Source organism: Erwinia sp. MMLR14_017 (assembly GCF_033657285.1).
Lineage (GTDB): Bacteria > Pseudomonadota > Gammaproteobacteria > Enterobacterales > Enterobacteriaceae > Erwinia.
In genome coordinates this window covers 85853-102661 of the sequence record NZ_JAWVWP010000006.1, presented here as the reverse complement: position 1 = coordinate 102661, position 16809 = coordinate 85853, and the positions used below count along the sequence as shown (strand labels likewise).

The window sequence follows — 16809 nt, the reverse complement described above, 5'->3', positions numbered from 1 at the left end:
AGGAGGTCACGATGATAGCCAGCAAATTTGGACTCGGTCAGCAGGTGCGGCATAAGCTGCACGGTTTCCTTGGCGTGATAGTAGATGTCGACCCGGAATACTCTTTAGACGATCCGGAAATTGACGACGTAGCTGGCAGCGAATCGCTGCGGGATGCGCCCTGGTATCACGTCGTAATGGAAAATGAGGCGGGGGAAACTGTTCATACTTATCTGGCAGAAGCACAGTTATCCTGGGAATTGCCCGGCGATCATCCCGAGCAACCCTCAATGGACGAACTCGCTGCTTCAATCCGTGAACAGCTTCAGGCACCGCGTCTGAGAAATTAAATATAAAATCCCCGCTATGCGGGGTTTTTTTTCCCTTTTTTGCCGCCCCGGACGAGCTTTTTTACCTTTTATTCAGCCCCAGACGCGGTATCTCAATTTTTGGACAACGATCCATCACCACCTGCAACCCAGCCTCTCTCGCCAGCACCGCCGCCTGCTCATTAATGACGCCAATCTGTAGCCAGAGTGACTTTGCACCTACGGCTATTGCCTCCTGTGCCACTCCCCAGGCTGCTTCGGAGTTACGGAATACGTCAACCATATCGATGGGCTCAGGAATATCTTCAAGCTTCGCATAGACCTGCTGTCCCAGCAGAGTCTGCCCGGCCAGTTTTGGGCTGACTGGCGTGACTTTGTATCCCTGCGCCAGCAGATAGGCCATCACCCCATGACTGGCTCTGCCAGGTTTTTCGCTGGCGCCTACCAAAGCAATATGGCGGGTGGTGTTAAGGACATCAGCAATTATTTGGTCGTGCATACACTTCTCCTTTCAGGACGGATAATCCAGTGTATGCCGGTTTCAGGCAATGCCAGATTAATTCCCCTGAAGATGACAAATCCTTGAGATACAGCACGAATAAATATGTTAAAATGTTAATATTCTGCAATACTGAAAGACTTTGATACACTCGTTGTTATCGCGTCCCTGCCCCTCTGGAGAAAGAATGAAGCTGCGTTTGGTCATTGCAGGCGTTATGGCTCTGCTGGTTGCGGCAACTGCCCATGCAACCACGCTGAAGCTTGCCTCTGATATTGACCTGCTGGTGCTGGACGGCCGTAAAATTTCCGGTTCGTTACTGAAAGGTGCCGAAGGACTCGAACTTGAGCAGGGAGAGCATCAGCTGCTGTTTCGCGTCGAAAAAAGTCTGAATAAAGATGCGCAGAAGAGCACATCGTGGAGCTCCTCTCCCCTGATCGTTACTTTTACCACCCGGGCCAGAGCGATTACTATCACCCTTCCCCCGTTAACCACGGTTGCACAGGGAAAAGCGTTCGATAAGCATCCTGAATTTCAGCTTTTAAATGAGCATGGTGCGGTGATTGAGAGTCAACAAGATCGTCTGCTGACAAAGCCCGGAACCAATTACGAACAGGTGATGGTGATTTACAACCTGAAAGGCAACGTCGCTTCCGTGCCTCGTTTTGCCCAGCTGCATACCTCTGGCACATCCTCCGGTAGTGAGGGACAGGATTTCGCCAACGGCAACCTTCCGGGCAGCCGTATCCTGCAACTCTGGTATCAGCAGGTTGATTCCGCCACCCGTCAACGCTTTGTTATGTTAATGCGCGCGTTGCGTACCAGTTGATGTCCTCTCCCCTTTCAGCCTAAACTCGACTGGCTTTATCGGGCAGTTCCCTATTGGTTTGTGGTGAAATCAGGAAGCAGGCATGGATCAAACAACTCGCAGGATTCAGGAAAAAAAACATATTGCGCTGGTGGCGCACGATCATTGTAAAACCTCGCTGATGCAGTGGGTCGATATCCATAAAAATGTGCTGCAGGCGCATACGCTTTACGCAACCGGCACTACCGGTAACCTGATTCAGCGCGCTACTGGCCTGCCTGTAACCGCTATGCTGAGTGGCCCTATGGGCGGCGACCAGCAGGTTGGCGCACTGATATCAGAAGGCAAAATCGATGTGCTCTTCTTTTTCTGGGACCCGTTAAACGCGGTTCCGCACGATCCCGATGTCAAAGCGCTGCTCCGGCTGGCTACCGTATGGAATATCCCTGTAGCCACCAACCGCGCAACGGCCGATTTTATTATCCATTCCCCGCTGTTCGCTGAGCCTGTCGATATTATTATTCCCGACTATCAACGCTACTTGCAGGAAAGACTGAAATAAGCGTGCGCCTGCACGCTCTTTTTTATGGCTTTCGCAGAACCGGGACGCCCAATTGCTTAATCTCCTCAACAAATCCTGACGGATTCTCTTTATCAAAGAGCAGCCAGACCTGCTGTTTAGCGCGGGTCATTGCGACATAGGCGAGTCTGCGCTCCTCAGCATCGGGGAAGGTTTCTGGCTGAGGCAATAAAGCCTGCTCCATCACCGATTCTCTTGCCGCTGCAGGAAAACCCTCCTTCCCCGCCTGAAGCCCCAGCAACACCACATAATCTGCCTGCTGCCCTTTACTGGCATGGATGGTAGAGAAATCCAGCTTCAGTTTAGGCCAGCGCGTTTTGGCTTTTTCCAGCAGCGCCGGGCGCAAATAATGATATCGTGCCAGTAAAAGGACCCGCTCATCGGCTGTTGCGTAGCCGCTGATTTTATTCAGCAGCGCCTCCAGTTGCGCTTCAGGAAGCAGTGAGATCGACTTTTTATTGCCTTTGCTCAGACTGTTGAGCGGCTTTTTAAGCTGATAGGGGTTGCTCTGCACAAAGGTATTAGCAATCTCACCAATGCGATCGTTGAAGCGATAGGTGGTGTCGAGTACGCAGCGGTCCCCTTCGCCAAAATGGTGGTGAAATGCCGTGGTCAACGTCATCTCTGCTCCGCTGAAGCGGTAAATTGCCTGCCAGTCGTCCCCCACGGCAAACAGTGAGGTTTGTTTATTTTGCCTTCTCAGCGCGCTCAGCAGCAGCGCCCGTTGCGGAGAGATGTCCTGAAACTCATCCACTAAAATGTGTTTCCACGGACTGATAAACCGGCCTTTATCCAGAATATTGACCGCCTGATGGATCAGCCCGGAGAAATCTACCGCGCCTTCCTCTTTTAGCGCGTTTTTCCACGCCTTTAACAGCGGGGCCATTAATTTGACCCGTTTTGAGAAGAGCTCGCGCACCTCTTCGGGTGCAGAGTCAATCATCGCGGCCTGGGCACCGCCATGCATACGCATCAGCCCCAGCCAGCGTTCAAGGCGACTGGCGAGGCGTTTGGCAAGGCGCTCCTCTTGCCAGAAATCTCCTTCCCCCAGCTCCCATTCCAGCTCCTCCTTTAACCACTGACGCCAGCCATTGGCCTGAGCTTTCTTCTCACTGCATTGCTGACGCCAGGTCTCAATCAGCAGCTTATGCCGCAGTGAAGTATCCGTTTCCAGCTTACTGACTGAAGGCGATCTGTTGCTGCCCTGCTGGATAATGTGTAAAGCCAGTGAGTGGAAGGTACGGGCCTGGATGCCCTCGCTGTTCAGTCGCTGCTCATTGCGCTCATTCATCTCTTCTGCAGCCTGACGGCCAAATGCCAGCAGCAGGATCTGCTCGGGCGCTGCCTGCTTACGCAGCAGTAACCAGCCTGCCCGTGCCACCAGCACCGACGTTTTACCACTTCCGGCACCCGCAAGCACCAGTACCGCTTCTTCGCCATTAACCACGGCGGTGGCCTGAGATCTGTTTAACGGGGACGTTTCAATCGTGTTGAAGAAGTCAGCATAGTGGGCCACCATCTTCTCTGACCATTCTCTGTTACGTTTCTGCCGCTGAGCATCACTGCTCTCCAGCCAGGACAAACAGTAGCGGTAGGCCTCACGACAGTTTGCAAAATCATCCAGCCGTTCGACGGGCAGAGGCAAAGCGGAAAACGCTTCCAGGATCTCGCTACGCCATTCAGCTACATCGCGCCGTTTAAGCCACTTGTCCTGCCCTTCGCTCTCTTTTAACCTGACAACCTGCTGCTCCAGTACTCCGGCGGAGATTTGGCTCATCTCCTCGCTCCACTGCTGCCAGGCCTGATTCAGGTAGTGATAAAAACGCTGCGTTTCCTGCCATTCGGTACCATGCAGCCGCACCACTTTTTCCTCAGGCAGGGCAAATTCCAGCTCGCCCCAGACCATGCCACGTTTGCATTTGATGGCTAAGAGCTGATTGAACGGGATGAGATATTCATGCTTTTCACCGCTCACCTCGACGCCTGCCGTCAGCAGCCGCACCCGATTATAGGGATGTTGCGCCAGATGCTTACCTAACGACGTTGCTTTCAGTTCCATGTCCTGCCTCAGGCTGCGGTTATCTTTACTGTGGTAGTTTACCGGGCTGGAGTGTACCGCTCCAGACTTAAAACGCGCTACAATCAACGCATTGTATTATTGAGTTCCGCGCACTGTAAGGGAAGCGAACCTATGCGTACCGTTTTAAACATTCTGAATTTTGTTTTGGGTGGATTTTTAACGACCTTATCCTGGCTCTTTGCCACTCTGGTCAGCATCATCTTCATCTTCACCCTGCCGTTAACCCGCTCCTGCTGGGAGATCACAAAACTCTCTTTGCTCCCTTATGGGAACGAAGCGGTGCATGTGAATGAGCTGGAGCCAGGCAAAAAAAGCGTGTTGATGAATTCTGGTGGAACAGTGCTGAATATCATCTGGGTCATTTTCTTTGGCTGGTGGCTGTGCGTAATGCATATCATGACCGGTATTGCGCAGTGCATAACGATTATTGGCATCCCGGTCGGCATCGCCAATTTCAAAATCGCCGCGATTGCCCTCTGGCCCGTGGGTCGCCGCGTAGTGAGCGTTGAAGTGGCGCAAGCCGCACGCGAAGCTAACGCCCGCAGCAGGTATAACTGAGTTGATTTTATCGTTGAGTTCCGGCCTGCGGCGCTACGCCTACAACAGCGCCCTGCTCTACAACCTGCGCATCTTTATTGCGCTGTTGGGGAGTGCGGGTGTGCCCTGGTGGCTGGGGCAAATTACCTGGACCATTCCCCTGACTCTGGGGGTAGTGGCGGCAGCGCTGGCTGACCTTGACGATCGCCTCAGCGGCAGATTACGCAATCTGTTGATCACCCTGGTCTGCTTCTGTATCGCTTCAGTCTCTGTTGAATTACTTTCACCCTATCCCTGGCTTTTTATCGCGGGCCTGGCCGTTTCCACCTGGGGCTTTATTTTATTAGGGGCGCTGGGGCAGCGCTATGCCACCATCGCCTTCGGCGCGCTGCTGATCGCCATCTATACGCTTTTAGGGCTGGGCTTGTTCCCGCAATGGTACCTGCAACCCTTGCTCCTGCTGACAGGCGCTATCTGGTATAACCTGCTCACCCTGACCGGCCATGTGATTTTCCCCGTCCGTCCTTTACAGGAAAACATTGCGCGCAGCTTTGAGGGGCTGGCTCTCTATCTGGAGGCAAAAGCAGGCCTGTTCGATCCCGATACAGAAGAGAATGACAACGCCTCGCTGATTGAGGTCGCCATGGCTAACAGTAAGCTGGTTGCGATACTCAATCAGACTAAAATCTCTATCCAGTCCCGATTAAGAGGCGACCGTGGGCAGCGAAGCACTCGTCGGACGCTGCACTACTACTTTGTTGCCCAGGATATTCACGAACGTGCCAGTTCATCCCATGTGCAGTACCACGCACTGCGTCAGGAGTATCGTTACAGTGATATCCTTTTTCGCTTTCAACGGCTGCTCACGCTACAGGCAAAGGCGTGTCAACAGCTGGCAAACTGCATTCTTTTGCGAGAAACCTATCAGCATAACAGCCGGTTTGAGCGCGCTTTTGTCCATTTGAATGCGGCGATGGAGAGAGTTGCTGCCGCCAGACCAGGCAGCAGCGAAGTCAAAGCGATGCACTATCTGTTAAATAACCTTAAGGCCATCGACGCGCAACTGGCGACCATCGAGTCTGAACAGATCCTGGAAAATAATACGGAAAGTCACGATCAGACTCTTTCCAGCGAGGGACTGACCGGTTGGTCTGATATCCGCTTACGCTTCAGCAGGCATTTGTCGCCCGAGTCTCCCCTGTTCCGCCACGCTGTACGCATGTCGCTGCTGCTCTGTGCGGGCTATGGTTTTATTCAGTTAACCGGACTGGAACATGGCTACTGGATTTTGCTAACCAGCCTGTTTGTCTGCCAGCCCAACTACAATGCAACAAAACGCCGCCTGGCACTGCGTATCGCCGGGACGGTGGCGGGCATTATGCTTGGCCTTCCCCTGCTCTGGCTGGTTCCCTCCGTTGAAGGACAGCTGATTTTAATCGTCATCAGTGGCGTGCTGTTTTTCGCGTTCAGGCAGTCACAATATGCGCATGCAACCATGTTTATCACCCTGCTGGTGCTGTTCTGCTTTAATCTGCTGGGTGAGGGTTTTGAGATTGCCCTGCCGCGTATTATCGATACGCTTCTGGGTTGTGGCATCGCCTGGCTCGCCGTCGCCTTTATCTGGCCTGACTGGCGATTCCGGCGGCTCTCCTCGGTTGCAGAACGCACGCTGAATGCTAACTGCCGCTATCTGGATGCTATTCTGGTTCAGTATCATCAGGGCAAGGACAATCGTCTCGATTACCGGGTTGCGCGTCGTGATGCCCATAATGGCGATGCTGAGCTGGCCTCCGTGGTTTCTAATATCTCGGCTGAAAAGAATGCCACAGCAAGCTTAAAAGAAGCCGCTTTTCGCCTTATGTGTCTCAACCACTCCTTTCTTAGTTATATCTCTGCCCTGGGAGCACATCGCGAGAAAATAACGCGGCCCTCTATGCTGCAATTAATGGATGATGCGGTTTGTTACGTCGATGATGTGCTGCATATCGATGTGACAGATGAAACTAAGGCAAAGCGGTTGCTGGCCAATCTCTCTGAACGTTTAGCGGCAACGGAAGCCGACCCGGAAACGAAAGAACCTCTGGTATTGCAACAGGTCGGCCTGTTAATAGCGCTTTTACCGGAAATTGCCCATTTGAAAAAAAAAGTGCTGGCAGATTAGGTTTTACGGGGCTGACTCTGCGTCTGGTAGCGCATCGTTTCGTTGTACCAGACGCGTAACTCTTCCCTGGTAGCTACCGGCAGCGCTTCGTAATGCAATCCTTGTATAGCGCCGTGCAAGGCAAAGAGAATATTCACGCCCAAATTTCTGTTCATGGCATGCAGCTTGAGCCAGCAGCGTTTTGCCCCCTGCTGTTTGAGCATTTCTACGGTACAAATCCCGGCTCGTCTGAGTTGCACTTCCAGTTTCAGGGTGAGATTGGGAAGATCTTTGAGCCTGCGGATTTTATTTTGTTTGGCCCTCTCCTGGGCAGCCCCCTGTAAACATTTTTGCGAAAGCGCAATCAGCTCTTCGGGCTTCTGCCATAACGGTTCATCTACCCGATAGTATTCAAGCTCAACGGGGATCCCTCGTTTAGTGAACAGCAATGGCTTCATGTTGTGTTCAATAATATAAGGTCTGACTTCCTCACAAGCCCGCAGATAGAGTTCCCCTTCACTGACGAGCGCAAAGACCACGCTCTGGACCGACAGGCTGTATCCGCCAAACTGACTTCGGCTATTGATCTCCCCCAATGCTGAAAGCTGCTGTTTAGCGCTGGCAATTTTACTTTTTGAATCTCGCATAATCCGTCCTTTTCCTTGTAAATTACCCTGATAAATCCTCCATTTAGGAAATAAAAAAATAAGCAATCACTGTTACAAGTTCAATGAATAAATCCTCCTGCGCCGCTCTGCGTTGATATTTTGCGAGACGTTTCCAGGAAAAATAAGGTTGATCTTTGGACACCCGCGATATACTGTACATTCATACAGTAACCCCTGAGAGCGAAGCCATTATGCAAACGCATTCCCTGAAATCTTCTTCTGTTAAGGCGGGCCGTCGTCAGGCCGTGGATTGTGCGTCAGCACAGCCTGGTTCCATGACAGGATTAATCAGTGAGCTGATCTACAGCGAGGATCAGCCTGGTATGACACAGATGTTGTTACTGCCTCTGCTGCAGCAGTTGGGTATGCAGTCGCGCTGGCAGCTCTGGTTAACCCCGCAGCAGAAATTGAGTCGTGAATGGCTGATTCAGTCCGGCCTGCCGCTGGATAAAGTGATGCAGATCCATCAGCCGGGTGCTATTACTACGGTTGAGGCGATGATTAAAGCTTTGCAGACGGGTAATTACAGCGTGGTATTAGGCTGGTTGCCGGAAGATATTTCTCTGGCCGATCGGCAAAGGCTTCAGGCTGCTGCGGAGATGGGACAGGCTTTAGGGTTGATTATGCGTCCGGATCGGATCATCAGCGCCTCCTCCAGACCGTTTCGCGGGTTAAAAATTCACTCTACTTTGTATCATTAAGTAAAAATAAGATTTTTCTCATGAGAAAATTCTCCTGATGCCCGGATAACCCTCTGATTATGCTATGAGCCTGCGGGACAATGGCTTAGCGCCCTTTTTACCCCCTGGTTTTCAGACGGAACCTGTCTGAAGATGTGTAAATTTGTGTACGAAACGCTGTTTTTTTGCTGACCTCCATCACATCATACTTGTAAGTTTGCTGGTACGTTGTAGACTTTACGTCGCCAGGGTGCTCAATAATCTCCCTTTTTTGGATGAGTCATAATCGAGCGTCATAACCCGGCGAAGGATTAATCAAAGAGCTAATTAAAGCTCATTGCCTATTTGGATGATAACGAGGCGCAAAAATGAAAAAGACAGCTATCGCAATTGCAGTGGCACTGGCTGGCTTCGCTACCGTAGCGCAGGCCGCTCCTAAAGATGACACTTGGTATACCGGTGCAAAACTGGGTTGGTCTCAGTACCATGACACTGGTTACTACGGTAACAATTATGTCAACAACGACGGCCCAACCCACGAAAGCCAGCTTGGTGCTGGTGCGTTCGGTGGCTATCAGGCTAATCAATACCTGGGCTTCGAACTGGGTTATGACTGGCTGGGTCGTATGCCTAACAAAGGCAACAACGTAAACGGCGCATTCAAAGCACAGGGCGTTCAGCTGGCAGCTAAACTGAGCTACCCAATTGCTGACGATCTGGACATCTACACTCGTCTGGGCGGCATGGTATGGCGCGCAGATTCAACGCAGAACAACAACGGTACTCGTATCAGCGATCACGACACCGGCGTTTCTCCACTGGCAGCAGTGGGCGTTGAATATGCTCTGACTCAGAACTGGGCTACCCGTCTGGACTACCAGTGGGTTAACAATATCGGTGATGCACAGACCGTTGGTGCTCGTCCAGATAACGCCATGTTGAGCCTGGGTCTCTCCTACCGTTTCGGTCAGGACGAAGCTGCTCCAGCACCAGCGCCAGCGCCAGCACCTGCGCCAGTTGTTGAAACCAAGCGTTTCACTCTGAAATCAGACGTTCTGTTCACCTTCAACAAAGCTTCTCTGAAGCCAGAAGGTCAGCAGGCTCTGGATCAGCTGTACACCCAGCTGAGCTCCCTGGATCCTAAAGATGGTTCTGTAGTTGTTATGGGTTACACCGACCGTATCGGTTCTGACCAGTACAACCAGAAACTGTCTGAGAAACGTGCTCAGTCCGTAGTTGACTACCTCGTTTCTAAAGGCATCCCTTCTAACAAGATCTCTGCACGCGGTATGGGTGAAACCAGCCCAGTTACCGGCAACACCTGTGACAGCGTGAAAGGCCGTAATGCCCTGATCGATTGCCTGGCACCGGATCGTCGCGTAGAAATCGAAGTTAAAGGCATCAAAGATGTTGTAACTCAGCCACAGGGCTAAGTTCACTTTGATGAAAAAACCCCGCTAAGGCGGGGTTTTTTTATAGCTGTTGCCAGCAACAGCAGACTGTGAAAGCTGGCCTGGCAATCTTAATAGCGTCTTACTCTGGTTTACCCAAAATAGCTTTTAAATCCTGCTTAAGAGAAGACATCTGGTTAGCGTATTTCTCTTTACGTTCCGCATCTTCTATCAGCTGAACAATAGTTTCAGAAAGCGTGCTGTTACGGCGCTGCGCCAGGCCGGCCAGTCTTTGCCACACCAGATATTCCAAATCGATAGATTTTTTACGCGTGTGCTGATGTTCAGCATTAAAGTGGCGTTTACGGCGGGCACGAATAGTTTGCTTCATGCGATTTTCAAGGGCTGGATTAATATGTTGCACAATCCAGGCAAGCACATCTACCGGTCTGTTTTCCATTGCCAGCAGTTCATCAACCGCAACCTGAGCAGCGCTAAATTCCAGATAGCGCGTGATTGCTTCGCCCTCCCGGTGTTTTTTCACCAGGTATTTCCATTTCCAACCGCTTTCAAGATTTTCGAGTTGTTGATATTTCATCGGAATCTCATGCTGATTTCGTGACGCGTTTAGAATAACAGCTTTTATTGACCCTGCCGTAAAGAAAACGGGCAAACACCACATTCTGCGACTGAACCCAGGCTGATATGCATCTCTACGGTGCTTAACAGGCTGAAATCTTGTATAATGCCGCTTTTACTCCATCAGAAAAATACGATAACTTTGACCAACAATCGACTTGAATGGCGTGCCCTACAGCCCGATACAGAGAGTGTCCAGCCTCTTTGCCAGCAGACACCTGAAGAGGACTTAAGCTGCTTTGATGCCGTACAGGCGCGCCTGTTTAACGGCCTGAGTCTGCTGCTGCAAACGCCTGCTAAAATACCGTTGATGTTGATTAAAACTGCTGAAAACGTTGAATATCAGGCTTTACTGCAGAGTGTCCTGACTGAACTCTCCGAAGAGGCTGAGGTAACGCTGGCAGGAAGTCACTATCATGTGGACGGTTTTTCAGTCAGCCTGCGGCCTGCGGAAAATGCAGCGGATAATTTTGCCAGTACAGGCGGCGTGCATTGTGCAGACTGGATTGAAGCGGAGCAGCTGCTGGGTTGCGTTCGTCTGCATAACAATACTCTGGTACTTGAACCCGGGCTTGTGCATAAAGCTAATGGTGGAATCTTAATTCTTTCCTTGCGCACGCTGCTGGCTCAGCCGCTGTTGTGGTTACGCATCAAACAGATCCTCACTACCCAACGCTTTGACTGGCATTCACCGGACGAAACGCGCCCGTTGCCCGCCTCCATCCCTTCAATGCCACTTCATTTTCGTCTGGTCCTGACGGGCGATCGTGATGTGCTGGCCGATTTCCAGGAGATGGAACCAGAGCTGGCCTCCCTTTGCCTCTATGGTGAATTTGAAGAAAATATTCAGATTGTGGATGCTGAAGATTTCAGCCTGTGGGTGAAATGGCTGCTTTCGGTGGCTGCAACCGAAGGATATGGTCCGTTTAGTGATGATTTCTGGCCGGTGCTAATCCGGGAGGCGGTCCGCTATACTGGCGATCAGGATACGCTGCCGCTCTGCCCCTCCTGGATTATCCGTCAGTTGCAGGAGGCTTCCCTCTACAGTCCCGACAACTCTGTCAACGGTGAGCAGTTGCAAACGGCGCTGGAAACCCGTTTCTGGCGCGAAGGTTTCCTTGCGGAACGCGTGCGGGATGAGATCCTTCTCGACCAGATTGTGATCGAGACGGAAGGCGAAATGATCGGCCAAATCAACGCCCTGTCTGTGATCGAATTCCCTGGTCACCCGCGTGCCTTTGGCGAGCCTTCCCGCATCAGCTGCGTGGTGCATGTGGGTGACGGTGAGTTTACGGACGTCGAGCGCAAAGCGGAACTGGGTGGCAACATTCATGCGAAAGGCATGATGATTATGCAGGCCTGGCTTATTTCTGAACTGGAGCTGGAGCAGCAACTCCCTTTTTCCGCCTCAATTGTATTTGAACAATCCTATTCAGAGGTGGATGGCGACAGCGCCTCACTGGCCGAACTCTGTGCGCTGATCAGTGCGCTGTCGGGCCAGCCGCTGACGCAACAAATTGCCGTGACAGGTTCAGTCGATCAGTTTGGCCGTGTGCAGCCGGTCGGTGGACTGAATGAAAAAATTGAAGGTTTTTTCCATATCTGTCATCAGCGCGATCTCAACGGCAATCAGGGCGTGATTATCCCTCTTGCTAACGTTCGCCATCTCTCTCTGCAACAGGAGGTGGTGGATGCCGTTCGGGAAGGAAAATTCCATATCTGGGCAGTCAGCAGTGTGGAAGAAGCCCTGCCATTACTGACAGGCGCAGAGTGGGACAAGGAAGAAGGCCCTTGTCTGCTACGATTAATACAGGAGCGCATTGCGCAAATCACCCAGCTGGATGGGCGTCATCGCCCGTGGCCGCTGCGCTGGCTAAACTGGTTTAACCAGAGCTGATCGGACTTGTTCAGCTTACACCTGTTAGCTAACCTTCGTGATTCATTAAAATAAGGCTTATTGAAAACATGGTAGATAAACGCGAATCCTATACAAAAGAAGACCTGATCGCATCTGGTCGCGGTGAGCTGTTTGGTGCAGAAGGCCCGCCTTTACCATCAGGTAATATGTTGATGATGGACCGCGTGGTCAAAATGACCGAAGACGGCGGTAACTACGGCAAAGGTTTCGTTGAAGCGGAACTGGATATTAATCCGGATCTCTGGTTCTTTGGCTGTCACTTTATTGGCGACCCGGTGATGCCTGGCTGCCTGGGTCTGGATGCCATGTGGCAGCTGGTTGGCTTTTACCTCGGCTGGCTAGGCGCTGAAGGGAAAGGGCGTGCTTTGGGAGTAGGTGAAGTCAAATTTACCGGCCAGGTACTGCCAACGGCGAAGAAAGTCTCTTACCGCATTCATTTCAAGCGCGTAATTAATCGTAAGCTGGTAATGGGTGTGGCAGATGGTGAAGTGCTGGTAGATGGCAACGTAATCTATACGGCTACCGATTTGAAAGTGGGTCTGTTCAAAGATACTACGGCTTTCTGACGGTTCCTGAAATGGAAACCTCCGCTTCAGCGGAGGTTCTCTTCCTTTGATATTGAACAGGCTGATTACGCGGTAACCGTCCTGTCCTCCATGGCTTGTCGCCAACCTCCCAACCAGTGAGATCTCGCATCAATTAACTGATAGGGACACATCTCTTTTGAGCGTCCGGTAATACCGGCCTGATAACCCCTTGAATGTGCCCGTTCGAGCCGATCTCGTTTCTGTCTCTTCATCATGCCTGTAATCCCCTCTTCAGGTCAGGTGGAATCTGGTGGAAAGAAATCTGTGGTCATATAATGTGCAACCACTCTTAAGTTCTACCGCCTGTTGGCATAAAGATCAATGCACAAATTTCACGCCAATATCATATTACTGTACAAAAGTATGGTGTTGTCAGGCTGCGCAGAGCTTCTGTCGGACCTGTAACCTGCTGTTAAGAAAAAAAAAGCCCCTGATCGTGAAAGCGCCAGGCTGCCGACAATCAGAGGCTTGGTTTTAAATATTAATTTTACTTAATTAATACCACGTACAGCATTAGCCATATCCCCAGCTTCCTGCTGCCAGCCTTTAGCCAGCGTTCTGACTAATGCATCGTAACCATCTTCCGTTTGCGGTAGCGCCAGGGCGAAAGAACGTTTGATAATTTGCCCCTGATGTTCAAGAACCCAGTCTCCGCTGATTACCACATGCCCATCATAACGTCCGTGAAAACCGGTCACATTGACGTTCAGCGTGGCTTGCTGCTGGCCCAATGGCGTGGAAGAGACCAGCCAGCCTGGCAGCTCCTCACCGAGATTAGCGACCAGCGTCTGCTGCAACTGCTGATCCAGAGGGCTGGCCCACAGATTATTGCTGGCAATGACATATTTTACGTCGCTGCTCTGGTAAACCAGGCCGTTTCCGGCCAGGTAATCCGGAACTGAGACATGTTCCACAAACACTGCCGGACGCCCACTCTCCACCTGGCTGCTGGCAGAGCCGCTTTTACTGGCTGCCGGCAACTGGTAGTAAGTGGTATCCGTCGTGCTGCTACAGCCAGCGAGCGCCAGTGCCAGCGCAACGGGAATCCATTTCATCATTATTTCGCCCTCTTCGGCTGTGGGTCCTGGCCTGGTTTGGCTTCAAACACCAGAGCATTGCTCTTGCTGTTCAACGTTTTCAATACCGGTTGCAGTTCACGCATAACCTGATCCAGCCGCTGCATATCTCCCACCAGTTTGCTGTAGGCAGGCGAACCAGGCTGGAAGCCTTTCATGCTGCGGTTCAGCTCGCGAAGCGTTTTCTGCATATCCTGCGGCAGATCTTTCATCGACTGGCTGGAGGTGATCTGATTGATGTTATCCAGCGTTTTCTGCAGATCGCGCAGCGTCTGCTGACTCTGTTTCAGCGTTCCCGTAGCCTGATTAAGCAGCGGATTAAGCGGCAGATTGTTGACCTTATCCAGCACGTCCATCAGTTTCTGCTGGATCTGCGCCAGTCCACCGCTGGTAGTAGGGATCAGCTCATAACCAGCGAACTTCTGCGGCCCGGTAACAGGCCTGGCGTTCTTAATAAAATCGAGATCAATATAGAGCGAACCCGTCAACAAGTTTGCCGATTTCAGAGAAGCACGAAGCCCATTTTTGATGCCATCCCTGAGATGCTGTTCAATATTAAAATCTTTACCCAGCATGCTCTGGAAGCGGTCAGGTTCGATACGTATCAGGACCGGAATACGGTAGTCGTTATCCAACTGCTGAGCCACTTCTTTCGATTTATAGGGCACTTCTGCCACCGTGCCCAGGCGAATGCCGCGGAACTCAACGGGCGCGCCGGGTTGCAGGCCACGTATAGAGTCGCTGAAGAACATCAGGAAGTCTTTATGTACCGTGTAGAGCGAGTCCTGGATACTACGCTGATCGTCAAACAGCTTATATTCTGACTGATTCTGCGCGACCTTGCCTAATTCCCAACCATCCGGCACATCAAAGCTGACGCCGCCGCTGAAGAGCGTAGTGAGCGATCCCATCTCCACCCGCATGCCAGAAGCCGACATATCCACGGCGATGCCGCTGTCTTTCCAGAAGCGGACATTGGTGGTGACAAGACGATCGTATGGCGCAGCAACAAACAGTTGATAGGTCATCATGCGCTTATCTGCGTCAAAGTTACTGGTCTCAACGGAACCTACGCGGTAGCCACGGAACAGAACCGGATCGCCCGGATTGAGCTGCCCTGCTTTCGCGCTGTCCAGAGTAATGCGGATACCTTTAGCATCTGGCGGTGCCAGTGGCGGCGAATCCAGTAAGTCATACTGCTTTTTTTGCTCGCCTTTCGCGCCGGGCTGTAATTCAATGTAGGCGCCGGAGAGAAGCGTCCCCAGCCCCGTTACGCCTTCCTTACCGATGGCCGGTTTCACTACCCAAAAAGCGCTGTCGCTTTTTAGCAGCTTCTCCATACCAGAATTGAGCCGGGCGGTGATCTCCACATGGTGCAGATCGTCCGTCAGCACCGCACTCTCCACTACGCCAACATTTACGCTGCGGCTTTTAATCGCCGTTTTACCGCCCTCTATACCTTCGGCATTGGTGGTAATAAGCGTGACCAGCGGCCCCTGATGGCTGAAGTGGTAAAACAGGATCCATGCTCCAATCAGAATGGTGACAACAGGGATGATCCAGACCGGTGACCAGCGTTTGATTTGATCAACCGTCGCCACGCCGTGATTATTTTCCTTCAATGCTTGGCTCCTCAAGACTTTTTTCACGTACACGATCCCAGGTCAGACGAGGGTCAAAAGTCATCGCTGCAAACATGGTTAAAATCACCACCATCGCAAACAGCAGCGCCCCCGTCGCGGGATAAATACTCATTAATTGCCCCATGCGCACCAGCGCGGAGAGCACAGCGATCACAAAGACATCAATCATCGACCAGCGGCCAACAAACTCAACGACTTCGTAAATTTTATGCATACGTTCACTGTCCTGATGCCCCTCGCCTTTTCTGCTCGCGTCCCAGCACAGCCAGCCAATGGCCATCATCTTCAGCGAAGGCACCATGATACTGGCGATAAAGATAACCATCGCAACCGGATAGGAGCCATCGCCCCACAGCAACACTACCCCAGCCATAATCGTTGAGGTGGTCTTACTGCCCAGCGCATCGGTGATCATAATCGGCAGTAAGTTAGCCGGCACATAGAGCAATATCGAGGTGAACAGCAACGCCAGTGTCCATTGCAAGCTGTTTTTACGCCGCGCATGCCCTTTGGTGCCACAGCGTGGGCAGACAAGCTGATTAGCAGGAAGAATGGCGGTACAGCAGCTGCACGACCGTAACCCCTGATGAAGGCCACTTATGGCCGGCACGGGGTCAGCAGGTAACACCGGCATCGGCTGGATGCGGTTCCAGAGCCAGCGACGATCGACGCACTGAAATGCGCGTAACTGCAACACGCAAAACAGGCACCAGGGGACAAAGCTGGTGCCGATGCCGATATCGCCATAAGCCATTAGCTTGACGAAACTGACCAGGACACCCGCCAGAAAGATCTCTGCCATCCCCCAGGTTTTAATCTGGAAAAGCAGGCGCGCCATCACGCGTTTCAGCGGTAGCGCGATGCGGAACGGATTAACCAGCAGCAGAATGATAATCATACAGCAGGCAGGCACCGCCTGAACAAAAAGCATAAATAAGGTTGCCAGGCTACTGTAATCCTCAGAAACCATGACCTGAGGAATACGCATCAGGGTGATTTCACTGCTCAGCCCCGCTACATGCATATTGACGAACGGGAACAGGTTCGCCAGAACCAGCATAAACAGCGCGGCCAGCGCATAGCCAGTGGGCCGCTTCTGCGGCTCCACCCAGTTTGCTGTCAGCGTAGTATCGCAGCGTGGACAGCTGGCTTTACTGCCCGGCGGCAATGCTGGCAATTGTGTCATCAGGTCACACTGCGGGCAAAGCATCCAAAGGTCTGCGTGGTGCGATGAACACATACCTACCTCATACTT

Annotated in this window: 17 protein-coding genes; 9 read left to right on the top strand and 8 right to left on the bottom strand. The window is 52.0% G+C overall.

Translation table 11 applies throughout. The features are described 5' to 3' along the window. The first annotated feature begins 11 nt into the window (after window positions 1-11). Window positions 12-329 (top strand): heat shock protein HspQ, encoded by a 318-nt coding sequence (gene hspQ, locus SD961_RS11865; RefSeq protein WP_306213208.1) that lies wholly within the window; start codon window positions 12-14, stop codon window positions 327-329. A 61-nt stretch (window positions 330-390) separates the two neighbouring features. Here the strand turns inward: hspQ and SD961_RS11860 are convergent, their stop codons facing one another. After that, window positions 391-807, bottom strand: a complete 417-nt coding sequence (locus SD961_RS11860) for a CoA-binding protein (RefSeq protein ID WP_318790574.1) — start codon at window positions 805-807, stop codon at window positions 391-393. A gap of 187 nt (window positions 808-994) precedes the next feature. Between SD961_RS11860 and SD961_RS11855 the strand changes: the two genes are divergently transcribed. Both SD961_RS11855 and SD961_RS11850 read left to right on the top strand, forming a co-directional pair. Further along, window positions 995-1636 (top strand): DUF2057 family protein, encoded by a 642-nt coding sequence (locus SD961_RS11855; protein WP_318790573.1) that lies wholly within the window; start codon window positions 995-997, stop codon window positions 1634-1636. An 82-nt stretch (window positions 1637-1718) separates the two neighbouring features. Next, entirely contained in the window at window positions 1719-2177 is a 459-nt protein-coding gene (locus SD961_RS11850; protein ID WP_318790572.1) for a methylglyoxal synthase, read from the top strand. 22 nt (window positions 2178-2199) lie between these two features. On the opposite strand, the gene helD is transcribed toward SD961_RS11850, so the two are convergent. Continuing rightward, on the bottom strand, window positions 2200-4254 hold the full coding sequence (gene helD / locus SD961_RS11845) for a DNA helicase IV (RefSeq protein ID WP_318790571.1): 2055 nt from the start codon (window positions 4252-4254) through the stop codon (window positions 2200-2202). 132 nt (window positions 4255-4386) lie between these two features. Between helD and SD961_RS11840 the strand changes: the two genes are divergently transcribed. Together SD961_RS11840 and yccS are read left to right on the top strand one after the other, a co-directional pair. Further along, on the top strand, window positions 4387-4833 hold the full coding sequence (locus SD961_RS11840) for a YccF domain-containing protein (RefSeq protein WP_318790570.1): 447 nt from the start codon (window positions 4387-4389) through the stop codon (window positions 4831-4833). Window position 4834: 1 nt separating this feature from the next. Beyond that, entirely contained in the window at window positions 4835-6973 is a 2139-nt protein-coding gene (yccS, locus tag SD961_RS11835) for a YccS family putative transporter (protein ID WP_318790568.1), read from the top strand. Here yccS and SD961_RS11830 read toward each other — a convergent pair. Continuing rightward, window positions 6970-7599, bottom strand: coding sequence for a TfoX/Sxy family DNA transformation protein (locus SD961_RS11830; RefSeq protein ID WP_318790567.1), 630 nt, complete (start codon window positions 7597-7599; stop codon window positions 6970-6972). The two genes, yccS and SD961_RS11830, sit on opposite strands and share 4 nt — an antisense overlap. A 212-nt stretch (window positions 7600-7811) precedes the next feature. On the opposite strand from SD961_RS11830, the gene sulA reads away from it, so the two are divergent. Further along, window positions 7812-8321: an SOS-induced cell division inhibitor SulA gene (gene sulA, locus SD961_RS11825; RefSeq protein WP_318790566.1), complete on the top strand. Its 510-nt coding sequence runs from the start codon at window positions 7812-7814 to the stop codon at window positions 8319-8321. Between the two features lie 347 nt (window positions 8322-8668). Continuing rightward, window positions 8669-9733 carry a porin OmpA gene (gene ompA, locus SD961_RS11820; RefSeq protein ID WP_318790565.1) on the top strand — a complete coding sequence of 355 codons (1065 nt, stop codon included), beginning with the start codon at window positions 8669-8671 and terminating at the stop codon, window positions 9731-9733. Between the two features lie 100 nt (window positions 9734-9833). On the opposite strand, the gene matP is transcribed toward ompA, so the two are convergent. Continuing rightward, window positions 9834-10289, bottom strand: a complete 456-nt coding sequence (gene matP / locus SD961_RS11815) for a macrodomain Ter protein MatP (protein ID WP_318790563.1) — start codon at window positions 10287-10289, stop codon at window positions 9834-9836. 147 nt (window positions 10290-10436) lie between these two features. Between matP and SD961_RS11810 the strand changes: the two genes are divergently transcribed. After that, on the top strand, window positions 10437-12227 hold the full coding sequence (locus tag SD961_RS11810; RefSeq protein ID WP_318790562.1) for a Lon protease family protein: 1791 nt from the start codon (window positions 10437-10439) through the stop codon (window positions 12225-12227). 68 nt (window positions 12228-12295) lie between these two features. Beyond that, window positions 12296-12814 carry a bifunctional 3-hydroxydecanoyl-ACP dehydratase/trans-2-decenoyl-ACP isomerase gene (gene fabA, locus SD961_RS11805; protein WP_056236835.1) on the top strand — a complete coding sequence of 173 codons (519 nt, stop codon included), beginning with the start codon at window positions 12296-12298 and terminating at the stop codon, window positions 12812-12814. A gap of 65 nt (window positions 12815-12879) precedes the next feature. Here the strand turns inward: fabA and rmf are convergent, their stop codons facing one another. The 4 genes from rmf to pqiA form a co-directional block, all read right to left on the bottom strand. Next, complete coding sequence (rmf, locus tag SD961_RS11800; protein WP_306213209.1) at window positions 12880-13047, bottom strand: ribosome modulation factor; 168 nt, start codon at window positions 13045-13047, stop codon at window positions 12880-12882. A gap of 279 nt (window positions 13048-13326) precedes the next feature. After that, complete coding sequence (gene pqiC, locus SD961_RS11795) at window positions 13327-13893, bottom strand: membrane integrity-associated transporter subunit PqiC (protein WP_318790561.1); 567 nt, start codon at window positions 13891-13893, stop codon at window positions 13327-13329. Continuing rightward, complete coding sequence (gene pqiB / locus SD961_RS11790) at window positions 13893-15533, bottom strand: intermembrane transport protein PqiB (protein ID WP_318790560.1); 1641 nt, start codon at window positions 15531-15533, stop codon at window positions 13893-13895. The genes pqiC and pqiB overlap by 1 nt, the downstream gene beginning before the upstream one ends. Beyond that, window positions 15520-16794: a membrane integrity-associated transporter subunit PqiA gene (pqiA, locus tag SD961_RS11785; protein WP_318790739.1), complete on the bottom strand. Its 1275-nt coding sequence runs from the start codon at window positions 16792-16794 to the stop codon at window positions 15520-15522. The genes pqiB and pqiA overlap by 14 nt, the downstream gene beginning before the upstream one ends. Between the last annotated feature and the right edge of the window lie 15 nt (window positions 16795-16809).

Bases quoted from the DNA above. Each gene is read 5' to 3' on its own strand.
- SD961_RS11810 (WP_318790562.1), top strand. From the start codon at position 10,437: ATGCCGCTTTTACTCCATCAGAAAAATACGATAACTTTGACCAACAAT.
- SD961_RS11860 (WP_318790574.1), bottom strand. From the start codon at position 807: ATGCACGACCAAATAATTGCTGATGTCCTTAACACCACCCGCCATATT.
- SD961_RS11855 (WP_318790573.1), top strand. From the start codon at position 995: ATGAAGCTGCGTTTGGTCATTGCAGGCGTTATGGCTCTGCTGGTTGCG.
- matP (WP_318790563.1), bottom strand. From the start codon at position 10,289: ATGAAATATCAACAACTCGAAAATCTTGAAAGCGGTTGGAAATGGAAA.
- hspQ (WP_306213208.1), top strand. From the start codon at position 12: ATGATAGCCAGCAAATTTGGACTCGGTCAGCAGGTGCGGCATAAGCTG.
- SD961_RS11830 (WP_318790567.1), bottom strand. From the start codon at position 7,599: ATGCGAGATTCAAAAAGTAAAATTGCCAGCGCTAAACAGCAGCTTTCA.
- rmf (WP_306213209.1), bottom strand. From the start codon at position 13,047: ATGAAGAGACAGAAACGAGATCGGCTCGAACGGGCACATTCAAGGGGT.
- ompA (WP_318790565.1), top strand. From the start codon at position 8,669: ATGAAAAAGACAGCTATCGCAATTGCAGTGGCACTGGCTGGCTTCGCT.
- pqiA (WP_318790739.1), bottom strand. From the start codon at position 16,794: ATGTGTTCATCGCACCACGCAGACCTTTGGATGCTTTGCCCGCAGTGT.
- pqiC (WP_318790561.1), bottom strand. From the start codon at position 13,893: ATGATGAAATGGATTCCCGTTGCGCTGGCACTGGCGCTCGCTGGCTGT.
- SD961_RS11850 (WP_318790572.1), top strand. From the start codon at position 1,719: ATGGATCAAACAACTCGCAGGATTCAGGAAAAAAAACATATTGCGCTG.
- fabA (WP_056236835.1), top strand. From the start codon at position 12,296: ATGGTAGATAAACGCGAATCCTATACAAAAGAAGACCTGATCGCATCT.
- SD961_RS11840 (WP_318790570.1), top strand. From the start codon at position 4,387: ATGCGTACCGTTTTAAACATTCTGAATTTTGTTTTGGGTGGATTTTTA.
- sulA (WP_318790566.1), top strand. From the start codon at position 7,812: ATGCAAACGCATTCCCTGAAATCTTCTTCTGTTAAGGCGGGCCGTCGT.
- helD (WP_318790571.1), bottom strand. From the start codon at position 4,254: ATGGAACTGAAAGCAACGTCGTTAGGTAAGCATCTGGCGCAACATCCC.